Source organism: Trichocoleus desertorum ATA4-8-CV12 (assembly GCA_019358975.1).
Lineage (GTDB): Bacteria > Cyanobacteriota > Cyanobacteriia > FACHB-46 > FACHB-46 > Trichocoleus > Trichocoleus desertorum_A.
The window spans coordinates 1-15,654 of the sequence record JAHHIL010000079.1; the positions used below are offsets into that span (position 1 = coordinate 1).

General features: G+C 48.1%; 11 protein-coding genes. 6 read left to right on the plus strand and 5 right to left on the minus strand.

Annotated elements, in window-relative coordinates; genetic code table 11:
• The 4 genes from KME12_26695 to KME12_26710 form a co-directional block, all read left to right on the plus strand.
• On the plus strand, positions 1-378 hold a 378-nt coding region (locus tag KME12_26695; protein MBW4491353.1), incomplete at its 5' end, for an ISKra4 family transposase.
• Between the two features lie 682 nt (positions 379-1,060).
• Positions 1,061-1,570, plus strand: coding sequence for an AraC family transcriptional regulator (locus KME12_26700; protein MBW4491354.1), 510 nt, complete (start codon positions 1,061-1,063; stop codon positions 1,568-1,570).
• 402 nt (positions 1,571-1,972) lie between these two features.
• A complete protein-coding gene (locus KME12_26705; protein MBW4491355.1) occupies positions 1,973-3,019 on the plus strand; it encodes a CHAT domain-containing protein in 1,047 nt (348 codons plus the stop codon).
• On the plus strand, positions 3,019-5,328 hold the full coding sequence (locus KME12_26710) for an NACHT domain-containing protein (GenBank protein MBW4491356.1): 2,310 nt from the start codon (positions 3,019-3,021) through the stop codon (positions 5,326-5,328). Before KME12_26705 ends, KME12_26710 begins: the two co-directional genes overlap by 1 nt.
• A gap of 36 nt (positions 5,329-5,364) precedes the next feature.
• Here KME12_26710 and KME12_26715 read toward each other — a convergent pair whose 3' ends face one another.
• The 3 genes from KME12_26715 to KME12_26725 all read right to left on the minus strand — a co-directional run bounded on the left by KME12_26715 (position 5,365) and on the right by KME12_26725 (position 9,920).
• The gene (locus KME12_26715; protein ID MBW4491357.1) at positions 5,365-5,682 is read right to left on the minus strand and encodes a hypothetical protein; all 318 of its coding nucleotides are present in this window, start codon (positions 5,680-5,682) and stop codon (positions 5,365-5,367) included.
• 52 nt (positions 5,683-5,734) lie between these two features.
• Entirely contained in the window at positions 5,735-9,349 is a 3,615-nt protein-coding gene (locus tag KME12_26720) for a PD40 domain-containing protein (GenBank protein MBW4491358.1), read from the minus strand.
• A 367-nt stretch (positions 9,350-9,716) separates the two neighbouring features.
• Positions 9,717-9,920, minus strand: coding sequence for a DUF4177 domain-containing protein (locus tag KME12_26725; GenBank protein ID MBW4491359.1), 204 nt, complete (start codon positions 9,918-9,920; stop codon positions 9,717-9,719).
• A gap of 266 nt (positions 9,921-10,186) precedes the next feature.
• Here KME12_26725 and KME12_26730 point away from each other — a divergent pair, with 266 nt between their 5' ends.
• Entirely contained in the window at positions 10,187-10,939 is a 753-nt protein-coding gene (locus KME12_26730; protein MBW4491360.1) for a hypothetical protein, read from the plus strand.
• A complete protein-coding gene (locus KME12_26735; GenBank protein ID MBW4491361.1) occupies positions 10,932-11,846 on the plus strand; it encodes an NmrA/HSCARG family protein in 915 nt (304 codons plus the stop codon). The genes KME12_26730 and KME12_26735 overlap by 8 nt, the downstream gene beginning before the upstream one ends.
• A 764-nt stretch (positions 11,847-12,610) precedes the next feature.
• Here KME12_26735 and KME12_26740 read toward each other — a convergent pair.
• Together KME12_26740 and KME12_26745 are read right to left on the minus strand one after the other, a co-directional pair.
• Positions 12,611-12,976 (minus strand): four helix bundle protein, encoded by a 366-nt coding sequence (locus tag KME12_26740; GenBank protein MBW4491362.1) that lies wholly within the window; start codon positions 12,974-12,976, stop codon positions 12,611-12,613.
• Positions 12,977-13,464: 488 nt separating this feature from the next.
• Positions 13,465-15,654 (minus strand): hypothetical protein (locus KME12_26745; protein ID MBW4491363.1); only part of this gene is annotated, 2,190 nt, incomplete at its 5' end.

The following is a 15,654-nucleotide window of genomic DNA, read 5'->3' on the forward strand; positions in this document are numbered from 1 at the left end:
GTGCAACGCTTAGAGATTCTAGACTGGTACCACCTGACGGAAAATTTGGGTAAGGTCGGCGGGTCACAGCAGCGGCTCGATAAGGTAGAGGCCTGTCTCTGGCAAGGCGATGTTGAGGGAGCCGTTAAGCTATTTGATGATTGGACCCATGAGCGGGTCGAGCGATTTGTGGCTTACTTGACCAAGCATCGACACCGCATCGTGAACTACGCCTACTACCAAGCCGAGGGCATCTCCATTGGCTCTGGCGAGATTGAGTCAAGGGTCAAGCAAATTGGGCGACGGGGGAAGATTACGGGGGCTCAGTGGGACGAAGATAACGTGCAGCAAGTGCTGCGACAACGGTGTGCTTATCTCAATGGCTACTTCTCAAACTGAGTCTTGCAAGACTGGGATGCACCCAGTAGCAACCAGAGCAGCATGCTTGCGAAAATACAACCCATCTGTGTCTATTTCAATCAGCAGACATTATTTTTGTTTCAAATCCTTAGGGAGTAAAGCTTCTACCGTATTACACGGCATCTGAGCACAGTGTTCTTATTCTTACTTGATTGAACTGAGATACAAGTCAGGATAACTCAGGCATTCCCAGGCTAGAACTCAGGCAGTAGCAAGGTTTGATGGGGTTGTAGAGCAAAGGAACAAACAAGAATTCAGTTCTTTGCCACACCACATCAAACTTTAAGGATTTTCCTATGACATTCACGGAGACTTCAACTAATCAGAGTATTACCCTAGAAGCACTAATCAACAATACGGAGCTTACCAAAAAAGTTCAAACCCATTTGTACAGTGACTTTTTATTTGTCATAGTGAAAAATTAATGTCGTTGAGGCTATAAACCTTATCCCTCCTTACGTTTAGCGTCTAGTGCAGTTCCAGAGAATATAACCTTACATCCGTCTCAAGACTTGGAAGCTTGTCGAGGCAGGACTATCTCGATGACACGATTTTGTCTTGATGTCATTTAATTTGGCACTGTACATTAGTCGGTAAGAACAATGACCACGATGGCTTCGTTAGGCTTAAGGAATTTAAAAAATAACCATTAGGAGGTAAGATGATTAATATTTCGTTAAGCAATGCTAATTCTGAAGCCAAAAACTTCTTAATAAAATGCTTGCAAACAGCAGGATTTGATGTTGTAAGCATAGAAAATGATCTTGTTAGTATTCAGCTAATACATGACAAGTTCTCTGTTACTGAAAAACCAAATATCCAAAAATCGATATTTCCATCTATTCCTCGCCTGCGTGGAGTCTTTGAGTTCATTGAACTGAATTATCATCAAAATATTAAATTAAAAGAAGTAGCTCAAGCAGTCGGTTATTCTCCAGCTTACTTAACCGACTTAGTGCGGAGACTTACAGGCAAAACGGTCAATAATTGGATTATTGACCGTCGGATATCAGAAGCATGTACCTTGCTTTTAGAAACTAACTACTCTGTTGAAGAGATTGCTTTAAAGGTAGGTTATCAAAATATCAATCATTTCTACTGCCAGTTTCGTGATTCCTATAAAAATACTCCCCGATCTTGGAGAGAATCGCAGCGTTGTGAAATAGTTTAGAACTAAACATATTAACTTGGAAAGTGTTGTTGGTGCAGCTGTACAGTGACTTTTTATTTGTCATAGTGACACATTAATGTCGTTGAGGCTATAAAACTTATCTCTCCTCACGTTTAGCGTCCAATGCAGATCCAGAAAATGTAACCTTGCATCCGTCTCAAGACTTAGAAACTTCTCGGGGCAAGACTATCTCGATGACACGATTTTGTCTTGATGTTATTTAATTTGGCACTGTACAACTTAAGCGCGAATTTATTGTCCTCAGTCGTTTTTCATCTTAGTTTTGTCAGTCAAGCAACACTGAAACTTGTTCCTCATCTGTCGGTATGTCAGGTTAGCAATACCTAGCGTACAGGCTGATTGATTTACTGTAGAGTAAGCCCATTTAGGAGTGGTAGCTTCATGAACCCAATCAAAATCTTAGTTCTGACCGCGAATCCTAACGTTCCAAATCATGAACCACTCCGGCTAGATGCGGAAGTTCGACAGATTGAGGAGGCTTTGAAGCGTTCTCAGCATCGCGATCGCTTTGAACTAAAAACCCAGCTTGCAACCCGAACAGAAGATTTGCGTCGGGCACTGCTCGATCATCAGCCGCAGATTGTCCACTTTTCTGGGCATGGCAGTGGAGAAAATGGATTGGTTTTAGAGAATGATGCTGGAACCTTGCAACTGATTAGCACTGAAGCCTTGGAACACCTGTTTGCCGCTTCTGAATACTGTGAGGTTGAGTGTGTTTTGCTCAATGCCTGCTACTCAGAAGTTCAGGCGATCGCCATTCACCAGATTGTAGACTGTGTGATCGGGATGAATCAGCCGATCGGGGACAAAGCTGCGGTTCAATTTGCAATTGGGTTTTATGATGCGTTAGGGGCTGGAAGGACTTACGAAGAAGCCTGTAACTATGGTCGTAGTGCAATTTTAACAGCAGGCATTCCGGAGTATGAAATTCCGGTTTTGAAGAATCGCAAGCGTCGCAGCGATCGTTTGGCTGTCGATCGATCTGCATCTCAATCAGAAGCACTGAAAGCGCCGACAACGGGCTCGATCGAATCGGGTCAACCGTCCCAGTATCAATCGTTTGGAACTGTTACGATTAGCGGCAAGAACAGCCCGTTTAATGCAATTCAGTCAGCAGGCGATGTTACGCTTAGTCAAAATTTGTCGCAGGGCAATCGCGGCAATACCGATTTGCAAGTAGCTCTGGAAGCTTTGATGAAGCTGAAGCAAGAAATCGTAGCAACCGATGCGCTTGGCAGGCTTGCGAAGAAGGAGGCGGAATCAAGAGTCGAGATGGTTCAGGAAGAATTGCAAAAGCCAAAACCAGACAAAAGTTTTATTGATGAAGTGGTAGAGGCGCTTAAAAAAGGACTGGATGGAGTTGTGACTTTGGCAACTCCTGTAACTCAAGTGGCCGCATTGATTGAAAAAGCATACGCGGGGTTGTGATGAACTGGAATAACAACAGTGATCGGCAAGCGGCGCTAGAAGTGTTGATGCAGCTAAGACAAAAAATTTCCATGACAGACGCACTCAGCACCTTTGCAAAGCGGGATGCGGAGTCGAAAGTGAATATGCTTCTGGAGGAGTTGCGAACGCCAAAGCTAGGCAAAAGCTTCACTGATGACGTTGTGGAAGCACTTAGAAAAGGACTAGAAGGAGTCGCAACTTTAGCAAGTTTTGTCACTCAAGTAGCAGCACTAATTGCAAAGGCTTACGAGGGTGACAGTGAGGACCAGAACGACTCGGGGCAGCTATCTCAAGACCAACAGCAGCATTATGAAAATGTTAATATTCAAGGAAATAACAACACCTTCAGTAGCGTTATTGCTGGTAGAGATTATTTCAGTATCACGATTGGTGATCGCATCCCTCAGCAGCTAATTCAACTAATGACCGGGAAGCGAATGCTCCTCACTGAAGAAGAAAAACAGCGGCAGCGTAGAGTGTTGCTGAACAAGGTTAAGGAATTTTGGATTGAAGGAGTTTTAAAGCGATCTCTGCATACCAAAGCCTTGATTGAATTGGGGTTGGAAGAGAGAATTGATGCGGTGAGACGTTCATTTAATGGTGTGGAAGAGTTTCCTGAGGAAGCTACGCAAGCTTTACCTGAGGGTACTAGTGCAACCAGTCGTTTCGATCAGATGGGTGAAGGGCGCACGCTCTTGATTTTGGGTGAACCTGGCTCTGGAAAAACCATCACCCTCTTAAAGCTAGCTGAAGACTTGGTTGCCCGCAGCGAGCAAGATTTGAGCCAGCCCATTCCAGTGGTATTCAACCTATCTTCCTGGGCAAAGAAGTCTCAGAAAATTGAGCAGTGGTTGATTCAAGAGCTATCGGAGAAATACCAAGTTTCCAAAGCGTTAGGGAAAGAATGGGTAGGAACTCAAAGCTTAATCCTGCTGCTGGATGGACTGGATGAGGTTAAAGCTGAGCAGCGCAATGACTGTGTAGAAGCTATAAACCAGTTCATGCAAACTCACGGTACAACCGAACTGACCATCTGTTGTCGAATCCAAGATTATAAAGCTTTAGCTTTAGTAGAAAAGTTAAGTCTGCGGAGTGCGATCGGCATTCAACCCTTAACGTCTGACCAGATCGATCGGTATTTTGAGCAGGCTGGGGAACAACTGGGATCTCTAAGAACGATTTTGAGTCATGATGCGGAGTTGCAAGGGTTAGCCACTTCGCCGCTGATGCTGAGCATCATGAGTTTGGCCTATCAAAACTCTAGCCCGAACGACATTATCCAAGGTGGCACAGCAGAAGACTATCGCCAACGCCTGTTTGACAATTATATTGACCGGATGTTTCAACGGCGAGGCACGACCCAACAGTACTCCCGACAGAAAACTCGGCATTGGCTGATTTGGCTAGCCAATCGCCTGACTGCTACTGCTCAAACGGAATTCTTGATCGAACGATTACAGCCGAGTTGGTTGCCCAACAGAAGACAACGAGTTTGTTTCCGCTTGGAGAGCAGTCTCATTGGTGGGTTGAGTGGTGGACTGAGTCTTTGCCTGAGTGGTGGGCTGAGTAGTTGGCTGATTGTTGGGTTGCACGATGGGCTGATTGTTGGGCTGTACAATGGGCTGGGTAATGGGCTGATTGTTGGGCTGAGTTATGGGCTAATGGCTATTTTTTTCGGAGATATTCAACCTATCGAAACTTTAAAGTGGTCTTGGAAAGCAGCTTGGCAGTCAGCAATGCTTGGTTTCCTTTCTGGGCTGATTATTGGGCTGGCTGTTGATCTGTTTTCTGGGTTGATTTTTGCGCTGGGTGGTGGGCTAATTTTTGGGCTGATTGGCGGATTTCGTGGTCCGGAAGTTCAGCAAAAAGGTGAGCCAAATCAAGGCATCCTTCGATCAGTCCAGAGTGCCATCATTCTAGGATTGATTGTTGGGCTGCTTGTTGGGCTGCTTGTTGGGCTGCTTGTTGGGCTGAATCCTGATTTGAGTGATAGTCTGAGTGTTAGGCTGGGTAATGGACACGGCGGTGGGCTGCTTGTTGGGTTGAGTGTTGGGCTGATAGCTGCGCTGATAGCTGCGCTGATTGGAGGTGGTAGTGCCTGCATTCGGCATTTTGTACTACGCTTAAGGCTCTACCGCAACGGATATAGCCCCTGGAACTATGCCCGCTTTCTAGACTATGCAGCAGAGCGCCTCTTTCTACAAAAAGTTGGGGGTCGCTACATTTTTGTCCATCGAATGCTGTTAGAACATTTTGCTGCCATGCGGACAGAACGAAGGAGCCGCTGAGATCACACATTCAAATATTTTGTTGAAGCTGTGGGTTTAGCTGACTTCTGATTCGTCCGTCGTTGACTCAGGAATCACCACGTCACGATCGGTCTTCCCCGGAGATCGATCGCCCTCCAATTCAGTCGAACCCGCGATCACTTCAGGTGTAATTAATTCTCGAATCACTTCAGTTGACTCGGCTGAATCGGAGGACAACACAGCGGCGATATCACGATCGGTTTTTCCAGGCGATCGATCCGGCTCTGAATCTGCTGCCGCCTCAGCAGGCTCTGGAACAACTAGCCTGCGGACAGCTTCGGTTTCATTAGACGGTTTGGGAGCTTCGTTCTCTGGATTTGGAGTTGAAGACATGACGTTATAGGCAACTCACTGATTGGTAATGTTGCCAACAGCATACCTCAGATCAATCCTGCTCTACTGCCCCCAGTGCTTTCAGCGTCGTGCGCTGTGCCAAAGTTAAGCCAATTGCCCCCTTGATATTCATTCCCTCATAGGGACGAGCCATCCTCAACAGTTTCAAACAATTCCCCGTGTGAATATCCCAGAATCGAATTGTTTCATCTTCGCTGCCACTAGCTAGTATAGAATCACTTGGGTTGAAAGCAATTGACCAAATTGTTCTCGTGTGTCCTATTAACGTTTTCCGATGGTTTCCATTTGCTACACTCCATAGCCTTACCGTTTGGTCATCCCCTCCACTTGCCACCAGTTGACCATCCGGGCTAAACTCTACAGACCGAATGCGGTGAGTATGCCCCTGTAGCGTACACAAACATTGCCCTGTTTGCACATTCCAAAGCCCGATTGTGTGATCGGCCCTTCCACTGGCAATCAAACTTCCATCTGGACTAAACGCAACCGATAGCACCGAATCAGAATGACCTGCTAGCGTCTGTAAACATTGCCCGGTTGCTGCATCCCAAAGCTTGATGGTGTGGTCATCGCTGCTGCTAGCCAAGAGAGTTCCTTGCGAACTGAATGCAACTGACTTCACCCGATGGCTATGTCCTTGCAGCGTGTATAGACATTCCCCTGTTCGCCAATCCCACACCCTCACCGTATGGTCACGACTGCCACTCGCCAACCACGCGCGATCGCCACTAAAGCTCACGGACTGTACCCAACTGCTGTGCCCCCGTAACGTTCGGAGGTGTTCTCCATTTTGGTAATTCCAAATCCGGATTGTCTGATCGTCACTTCCACTTGCCATTACATAGCCAGTATCTTCCATTCTTGCTGATGCAGATTCATCCACTGCCGCAAACGCAACTGATGAAATTAACTGAGTATGCCCCGGCAAAGTTCTCAGACAGTCTCCGGTTTCCACATCCCACACTCTGACACACTGGTCTTCGCTGCCACTCGCCAACATCCGACCATCAGAACTGAAGGCGATCGCCAGTACCCAATTGCTGTATCCATCCAACGTTCTGAGACACTGGCCCGAATGAGCATCCCATAGCTTCAGCATTTGATCTTCGCTTACACTCATGAGCGATCGCCCATCGGCGCTAAAGGCGATTAGCCAGACCCGTTGAGTATGCTCTTGGTAAGCGTGAAGGCACTCCCCGGTTGAAACATCCCACATTTTGACAATTCCATCTTCACTGCCTGTGGCAAGCTGTTGTCCATCAGGGCTAAACGCAACTGCCCACACAGGACTTGTGGAATTCGTCAGCGTTCCGATACACTCTCCAGTCGCCAAAGCCCAGAGTTTTACAACCGCATCATCACCAGCCGTTGCTAACGTCTGTCCATTAGGACTGAGACTAACTGACAGCGCCCAACGAATATCCGTTTCTAATACTCGTAAGCATTGCCCTGTGCCTGTATCCCACACTTTTATGGTTTGATCATGACTACCGCTCACCAGAGCTTGCCCATCAGGAGTGAATGCCACAAATACAACCCGATCCGTATGTCCCCGCAAACAATGAACACACTCCCAGGTTTCAACCCTCCATATCCTGGTTGTGTAGTCATCACTGCCACTTACTAACGTCTTGCCATCGGGACTAAACGCGATCGCATGAATACCACTGGTATGCTCCCGCAGCGTCTTGATACATTGTCCCGTTTCCACATTCCATACACGTACCGTATGGTCGTGACTACCGCTGGCGACCAATCGTCCATCCGGGCTAAACGCCAGCGATTGCACCCACGCTGTGTGTCCTTTGCAGGTTAAAACGAGACGGCTTTCAGCAATCTGCCAGACATAAACCTCGTTATCAATTCCGGTCACTAACAGTTGCCCATTTGGACTAAACACCGCAGACAAAAGACTACCCAACGTTTGGGTGAACACCGATCGAGAGAGATCGGCATGAGCAAAATTCGCGTCGTGCAAATTCACGCCCCGCAAATAGGCTTGCCAAACCGTCAGGTGAGAAAAATCAAAGTCTCTAGCGTTGAATCCCAGTTGACCAAGCAGGTTGAGCAGATTGCCAGCGGCGTATCCTGGTTGTCGTCCAGGGCGCGATCGCAAATAGGAAAGAATCTGGTGCAGATAGGAGCTGATCCCTTCCTGGCTGCCCGAGTGAGCGATCAAATAGTCTGCAATGGGCTTGAGGATTAAGCGAGTCTGGGTATTTCTTAAATAGTCTATGGCTTGAGCCTTAATCAAGGCATGGCTGTCGAGTAAAGCAACCGTTCCTCCAATGATCTCTTCGCAGACTTGCTCCACCAATTCGTTTGTCACGTACTCCATCACCACGGGCTGCTGCGTAAAACTCACAGGTCGTAACTCACGCTGCATCGGAGTCATTTTTTCAATCAGCGATCGCAGTTGCAGAGACTCTAGCGCCTCGATCAGCGATCGTTGGGGAACTGTAGGCACAAGATCTTGCTGCAACTCCGGTAACGAAACCCACTCTCGCTGAATCGCTAACCAACGCATGACTTGCTTTTCAAGTGCCGACAGTCGCTCAAATTGCTGACCTAGCAAATCTGAGATGTCGCCAAACACAACAGTGCCCTGGTCTAAAAACTGAGTCGTGTTGCCACCAAATAACTCCTGAATCGTGGTTGCGACAATCTTGAGCGCTAGGGGATTGCCTGCATAGTGATCGATTAGAGCTTGCCCTTCATCGATTGATACAGAGAATCCCTTCTCTCGGATCAGAGCTTGCCCTGCCTCTGGTCCTAACCCCACTAACCTCAATGCACGAATCTTTGCGCCTTCCTTTGTACTGAGAGCTCTGACCTTCTCCCGACTCGTTAAGACTAAACAACTCTGGTGACGGGTTTCCCCAATGCATCTTAGCAGTTGCCCATAGCCCTCATAGCCCTCTCGATAGGCACCCGCTCGTTGGTCACTTCCTAAGATTGACTCGGTATTGTCTAGCACGAGCAGGCAACGGGAAGCGCGGAGGAAGTCCATGAATTGAGCGATTTGGCCATCTAACGAGGCTGGCATCACTGCGTTTTGTGTCGAAAGAAATCCCATCATGTCCGCCAAGATCTCTTGAACGGGTGGAGCATTCCGCAGCGATCGCCAAATCACAACGTCAAATTCATCTTGCACTTGCTCTGCAAATCGAACCGCCAGGGTAGTTTTTCCCATCCCTCCCATGCCGACCAAGGCCACCAATCGACATTCGTCCACAACAACCCATTGCTGTAACTGGGCAAGTTCTTGCTCACGCCCATAAAAGGTAGAGACATCAACCGCCTCACCCCAATCCTGCCACTTGTGAGAAGTAGGATACTTTATGGAAGAGTCTTCTTGCGTTGGTGACTCTAATTCTTCTTGGATCTTCTCTAAAACAGTTAGCGCACTGGGCTCTACAGGATCAGTCTCGAACTCAGCAATCTCCTCACAGTTAAGAGATAGCTTTTCGCAAAGTTCTACAAACGTTGCTCGATCGACAGATTTACCAGTCAGAAAATTACTGACGGTTGCTAAGGCTAAACCTGCATCTTCAGATAATGCGCGTTGGCTGGGAAAGCCATTGCGCTTAACAGCCAGCTTGACCTTCTCAATAAATTCTCGACGCACCCTGAGTGATCTCGACATAACCAATTATGTGAGATTTAGACTAATTTGAACCAGGCTCAACTTAGTTAATTAGAGCACCTAATCGCTCACCACAATGATTTTGACAAGTAGAGAGAAGTCAGGGAAATTGGTTGAAAATCAGGAATCCCCTCCTCATTGCCTTTGTAGGGCAATGGCTGCTGTTGGCGAATGTGCTACAGGTGTCTCATGTCGGTGCTAGTGCTACTGTCATTTAACAATCAATATGGCTCGTCCGCAGATTTGGTAAAGCGATCGCAACGGATAGATTGTAGGACTCGTTGTGGGCTGAGTGGAGATTGGCGTTTGGGAGAGGAGGCTGAGGGAGAGAGGGAATCTTACATCAAGCGGGCGAACGCGCTGCAAGCTACGAAATAACTTCCCGTTTGAGTACTGCCACAGAATCCCACAGCTCTCCGTTAGCACGTGTGCCAGGAAGAATTGTCACTAACTCCCAGCCTCTAGCTCCAGCTTCATTCAATACATCCTCAAGTTCTATTTCGTTAATCTTCCCTGCCCCGAACGTTCCTTGAGCAAAGAACTTAATCGTTTTATATTCCCACTCACACATGGTCTTCTCTAAAGCGTTTCAAAATTACCCTAGAATTTTCCTATACCCAACTTCCGCTACAAAATCTAATCTTGAAGGCGATCGCGCCCCCAGACCAAATCTCTGAAAACTTAGCTCTCCCGTTGCTTCAACCATTAACCCAACTTGGCTCCAACACTCACTCAAAAGTGGACATAACCGCCATGAAAGGATAGCGGTCTAGCTAGGAAATTAGACTGAAAATTCGGCTTACAATTGATCATGTAGTTAACTGTTGCAAGGTAATAATGGCTTCTCAAGCTGCTCTAGATCACGCCTCTTTATTTAGGCAATTGCAAAGCATTTTGAGTGAGTTATACGGAGAAGTAACCCAGCAGCTTACGATTCTGCCCCAGCGGACTCAACCCCTGCAAAACTTTAGCAGCCCCGATGGCAACGTTACAGGTTCGCTTTTGAACTTCACTGGAGAGGAGATAAATTGGGTAGTTCATTCGTGGATTAATGCCGCTCAAATGAGATTTAGCGCTATGCGTCTAACCCTTTGGCTGAGTCCACTGATTCAGGTACCCCACTTAGCATTTGAATTTGGTACACGGCCCGATCCCTTCTTCTATATCGACTACATCCCTAGAGTTGATCTGTGGAGTGACTTCAGCTACACAGAACGCTACTATGCCCCGATGAATGCCACTTATCTAGAATTAAGAGAGAATCCTAATCTGTCTTTGTTTGTGAGTAAGGCGCTGTATGTGAGGCAAATGCAATCTCCCACGTCACTTTGCTTTACTTGTCCAGCCACAGAAGACTCTCTTGCGCTAATTCGCAATACTGCTCATGGCATGTGTACTCGTTGGTTAACCTGGATTAAGCAAGCAGAACCTGTTCCCATCGATCGCCAACCTTTACTGGTAGAACGTGATTTACTGATGCGGCGAACAATTGCAGAACGCGATCCAGATAATGCTTTAGCTGAGAAGCTTTTTGGGTCGGAGTTGACAGACCAGTTGATCCGAGCCTTATGGAGCAAAGAACATGAGTAATGCAGAGACAGCTGTTGATAAGGTGCTGCTCATTGGAGTAACTGGGGGCACAGGCAGCAATGCAGTCAAAGGGTTGCTCGAGCAGAACATCATGGATCTGCGAGCAATTACCCGAAAGGTTGACCTGACGCGTCCTGCCCTATCCAAGTTGCACAATAGCGGGGTTGAGCTAGTGGAAGCGGATCTCGATGATGCCTCTTCCCTGGAAGCGGCCTTTGCAGGTGTTTCAGCTGTTTACTGCCATGCCACTGCCCCAGATTCTGCCAAGCCTGACCCACGGGAAATTGCCAGGGCAGAGCGAGTTGCACAAGCTGCTAAGCAAGCGAATGTGAGCCACTTTGTCTACAATTCTGCTGGAGGGGTCGATCGCAATTCTGGCATTCCTCACATCGAGCAAAAGCATCAAGTAGAGCAGATTCTCAAGCAAGCGAGTTTACCGACAACCATGCTGCGGGCCTGCCTGTTTATGGAGGAGTTTTGGAAGCCATACACCCGGCCCTCTGTCCTTAAAGGGTCTTTTCCCTTCGCAGTTCAACCCGATAAGCCACTGCATCTGATTACAACAAAAGATATGGGACGAGTGGCTGCCCATGTGATGAAGCACCGCTCTCAATATGTGGGTCGAGCAATTGAGCTGGCTGGAGATGTATTGACCCCGCAACAAATGGCAGAGGCCTTCTCTGTAGTACAGAGAAAACCTGTAGTCTACAAAAAAGTTCCCCCGTGGATTTTTTTACTTTTATTTCGCAAATCGTTGTTCGATTTAATCCAGTGGTATCGCACCCAAGGCTATCGAGCGGATGTTTCTTCTTTAAGAGAGACATTCCCTGGGCTTCTAACTACTTTTGCTGAATTTCTAGAGGAAACCGATTGGGCAAATGCAGAATTGACGTATCAGAATTTGTGAAACTTCAAAGGAGTCGGGTTCTAAACCTGTAAAGCAAGATGGCTGAACCTCGTAGCTGAAGCTAGCTTTGACCTATGCATTGTCACATCTTTTTTTACAAGTAGAATAATTCTAAAAAGCTAACGTGACATAGGGTTGAGCGATCGCCCCTTTTCCCTCTCCCTCTGTCCCCATTGAGCGATCGCAAGTTTAAGAAAAGTACACGGTTTCTGTGACAAACCATCACGGCATTTTTCGTTAATCGAAGAGATGTTGAGATCGCTTCAAGAATGCTCAATTACCCATAGAAAGGGATTGAATGTCTTTAGGCGTAAGGGATTGGGGGGAGTTAGGGAGGCCGAATTTTAACAAAAGTACGTACTTCTGAGAGCGCTCGCTCTCGCCTCCGGGGTGAAAAGCCCTAGAAAAATGGATAAGGGTGGAAGTTTTGTGCGGCATTTGTGTGGCGGTTGTTGCTGCGATCGGCATCTGAATGCATATGCAATCGAAATTTTGGCTTACATCTAGGGTGTCAGGTGCGCGTCAGTTGTGGTCAATCGGGTGGAAGGAGTTAGGCATGAGTTGGGTCGCCGAGGAGTTGTGGGATGTGAATTTAGGGGATGCAAGGTCAATTCAAAATTCAAAATTCAAAGTTCAAAAAGGTAGAAACTGTTTATTGCCCTATATTTATTCGTAAGTAGGATAATTGGTTGACTCAGTCTAGAGCTGAGCGATCAGGGCTACGCCCACGAAGCGCGATCGCAGACCAATTTAGAAGTGGAAAGCTAGGACTTTTGATTGTGCTTGGTTTTAACGATGATGGCAGCGAGAATTTTGATGAGTTCTTGAGCTTCAGTCAGTAAGGGCAGTAAGCGAGGCTCAGGAAGAATCTCAGTAGCGATAAGGAGTTTTAGCCAATAATGAGTTTCTCTAGCTTCTTTGAGAGCAATCTCGAGTTTGTGGACAAAATCAGCAGTGCTTTGGGCGGCTTGAGATTCTTCGACGTTTGCGCCGATGGAAGTACCAGAACGAATCAGTTGTTTGGCAAGTGTGCGAGCCACGCCCGGGTTTCCGTCGAGGACTTGGCAAAGCTTGACGACTCGGACGGCAAAGTGAAAGGAGCGATCGGTAATGGGTTGTGGGTTAGCCATCAGCTTTTTGAACTTTGAACTTTGAATTTTGAATTGGTTCGTTAATGCAGGGCTAGGATGGAGGGTGATAAGGATAAAGTAAAGAAAGATGTGGCAAAGGACAAAGCAGGGTGAAACAAGGATGAATTGAGGTAATTTTACAAAAGTACAAAGAGTAGAAAAGGATAGAGTGCAAACAATACGTACTCTAAGTATTAGATGATTGGTTCAGTCAATGTCTTATTGCAAGCATTTAACTTATTGCTGATGATACGGTTAGATAAGTAAGCTAAAGATTGACTTATGAAGATGTCTTATTAATAAGTAAGGATAAGAATAATCAATAAAAGGTGGTATCAGGTGCTCGAGGAACTGGGTGGAGAAGATATAGAAGATATCCCAGGGAAGTCAAAAGGAGATGAAGCGGATCAATGCAAAATTCAAAGTTCAAAATTCAAAAAGGCGATCGCCCCTTGCTCCCTTCGTTCTCCCTGACCCTTTGGCCCGCATCACGGAGTTAGAGAAACGAGGTGAGCAATTTTGGAGATATCAGGATGTCTGCGGTTATGCCTGGAGCCGAGGTGATGTTGGTCATGGTGTTGTTCCAACTCTTGCTTCATCTGTTCAAAGACGGTGCTGACATTATTTTGATTGGCGGACAGCCCGTTGGCTCGTAGCAGGGTTTGGAGGACGGGAAAAGAGATATACCACTTTTCATTCAAAGAGCGATCGCCGTGGTTGTTGAAGTCCATAATGGCGTGAACGGCGTGGCGGATATTCTCAAGGGCTTGGTCTTCGGAGAAGCGTTTGCGGGTAGGCTTAGGAGCGGTCGCCTCAGAGGCAGGTTCTGGTTTTCGTGCTGGGGAACCGTCTCTGGCCGCTGGAGCCGTTATTGCGGGGGTGGGTGCTGGTACTGGGGTAGAGTCAGCGATCAGGGCTACGCCCTCGCAAGCGATCGCCTGTTGATTAGCTTGGCCAGAGCGATCGCCGATGAGGAGATTGCGGAAAGCCTCAAGTTTGTTCGTCGCCAGGTCCCGTTCGTGTTGGAGGCGCTGATTCTCCTGTTGGAGGCGCTCCCATTCGGGTGATGAGTTGCCTTGGTTCACTTTCTTGATCGCGGCATCACGCTCTTGTCGGAGAGTGTCCACTTCCTGTTCCAAAGCCTCAAGCCTGCCCGTGAGCCAAGCCAAGGTGCGGGCTTGGTCGGCGAGGGCGATCGTCAGATGGGGATCGTTAGGTGTTGTGGGTGTGGGTGCAGTAGCAGGAATCGGTTCGGGACTCGGCACCTGAGCGATCGCTCGCTCCGCCTGCGTTTCTGAGAACAAAGACAGTAATTCTGCCAGTGCTGCCTCATAGCTGAGTCCCACCGTTCCCGCCTTGCCGCGAATCTCAAGGCCATAGTTGGTGGCCACCGAACGCAGCAAATCAGCATCGACCGACACAGACTTGCGACGTGGGCGCAGTTTGTGGGGAGCAAGCTCAGGGGGAACTTCTGTCACTACGGATGTTTCAGTTGGGGTATCAGGCATCGCAGTGACCTCCTCTTCAGTGGCAGATTGAGCTTGAGATTGGAATACTTCAGGGACCTCAACATTGTGCTGAGCGAGCTTCACCCCTCGGTTGGGATTTACAGTCTCGAAAGGCCTGGGGTTTGGGGAGGCGATCGCGCTCAAGAAAGCATCTGACTCAATCGAGGGCGGACAAAACCAGTGAAGAGCCAGGCAACTGTAGAGGGCTCTCAACGCCTCAACGCCTTGAATGGATACTAGGTCGTGCAGCGTGTGATCGCCCACCGCTTGAACTGCCCCCTCAATCTGTGGCAGGGGTAGAGGGGAGAGTTGACGAAACTGATTCCAGGCCGAGAGCACCTGGTTAGCAGTGGTGAGAGTGGGAACTTCGATCCCCTCAACCAGAATGGAGAACCCAGTTTTTGGAGTGGGAGTTGCCGACAGCAGGGTATCGATGGTTCGCCCCGTCACTAACACTAGCCCCGTCACCACCTCTGTCCACTCTTTGGAGAACAAGAGGCGATCGACCGCTCGATAGAGGAGAGCATTGATCGTGCCTTGCTCCAGCCTCAGGCAAGCCGCTGGAGACTCAATCGTCATGATTGAACCTGAGTCCTCATCCTCCACCATTGCTGCTTCCTTCTGAAACACCGCCAGAATCTCCACCCCCGGCAGTTCCAGCTTCACGCCTGATTCCCCCGGAGAGCGATCGCGAATCAGGTAGTCATCATAGTTTTGCCGAGCCGAGTAATTGGGCAGTTTCTGCCCATCCTCCGTTAACTTGAAGTGTCCCTGAATCTCGGCCTTAAAGCGATGGTCTGGGACCCACTCTGGCTTGTAGTAGTAAGTGGCAATCTCGGCATACACGGCCCGAAACAGATGGGTATAGAGCCGTTCGCCATCATCATTCTCTGCTTCCCGTCCTGGCACCAAATCCGCGAAGTGGTGACGGCAAGCCTGAGGCACGCCTGAATACCTGGCATTAATGCGCCGTTTGAGATGGTTGTCAGGTAGGTTAAGCGCCTTGAGTTCCTCAATATTCCAAACCTGCTTGAGCAGAGCGATCGCCCTTAACACTGGTTCTGCGGGAGCCAATATCGGGATTTCAAACTCCAATCCCACTTCCCCCCGCCGTTTCACCGCTTCCGAGAACAACAAACTATAAGCGGTCTTGGGCTGGAACTGGGAAAT

Coding starts and splice junctions, on each gene's coding strand:
- KME12_26700 (MBW4491354.1), top strand. CDS start 1,061: ATGATTAATATTTCGTTAAGCAATGCTAATTCTGAAGCCAAAAACTTC.
- KME12_26705 (MBW4491355.1), top strand. CDS start 1,973: ATGAACCCAATCAAAATCTTAGTTCTGACCGCGAATCCTAACGTTCCA.
- KME12_26710 (MBW4491356.1), top strand. CDS start 3,019: ATGAACTGGAATAACAACAGTGATCGGCAAGCGGCGCTAGAAGTGTTG.
- KME12_26715 (MBW4491357.1), bottom strand. CDS start 5,682: ATGTCTTCAACTCCAAATCCAGAGAACGAAGCTCCCAAACCGTCTAAT.
- KME12_26720 (MBW4491358.1), bottom strand. CDS start 9,349: ATGTCGAGATCACTCAGGGTGCGTCGAGAATTTATTGAGAAGGTCAAG.
- KME12_26725 (MBW4491359.1), bottom strand. CDS start 9,920: ATGTGTGAGTGGGAATATAAAACGATTAAGTTCTTTGCTCAAGGAACG.
- KME12_26730 (MBW4491360.1), top strand. CDS start 10,187: ATGGCTTCTCAAGCTGCTCTAGATCACGCCTCTTTATTTAGGCAATTG.
- KME12_26735 (MBW4491361.1), top strand. CDS start 10,932: ATGAGTAATGCAGAGACAGCTGTTGATAAGGTGCTGCTCATTGGAGTA.
- KME12_26740 (MBW4491362.1), bottom strand. CDS start 12,976: ATGGCTAACCCACAACCCATTACCGATCGCTCCTTTCACTTTGCCGTC.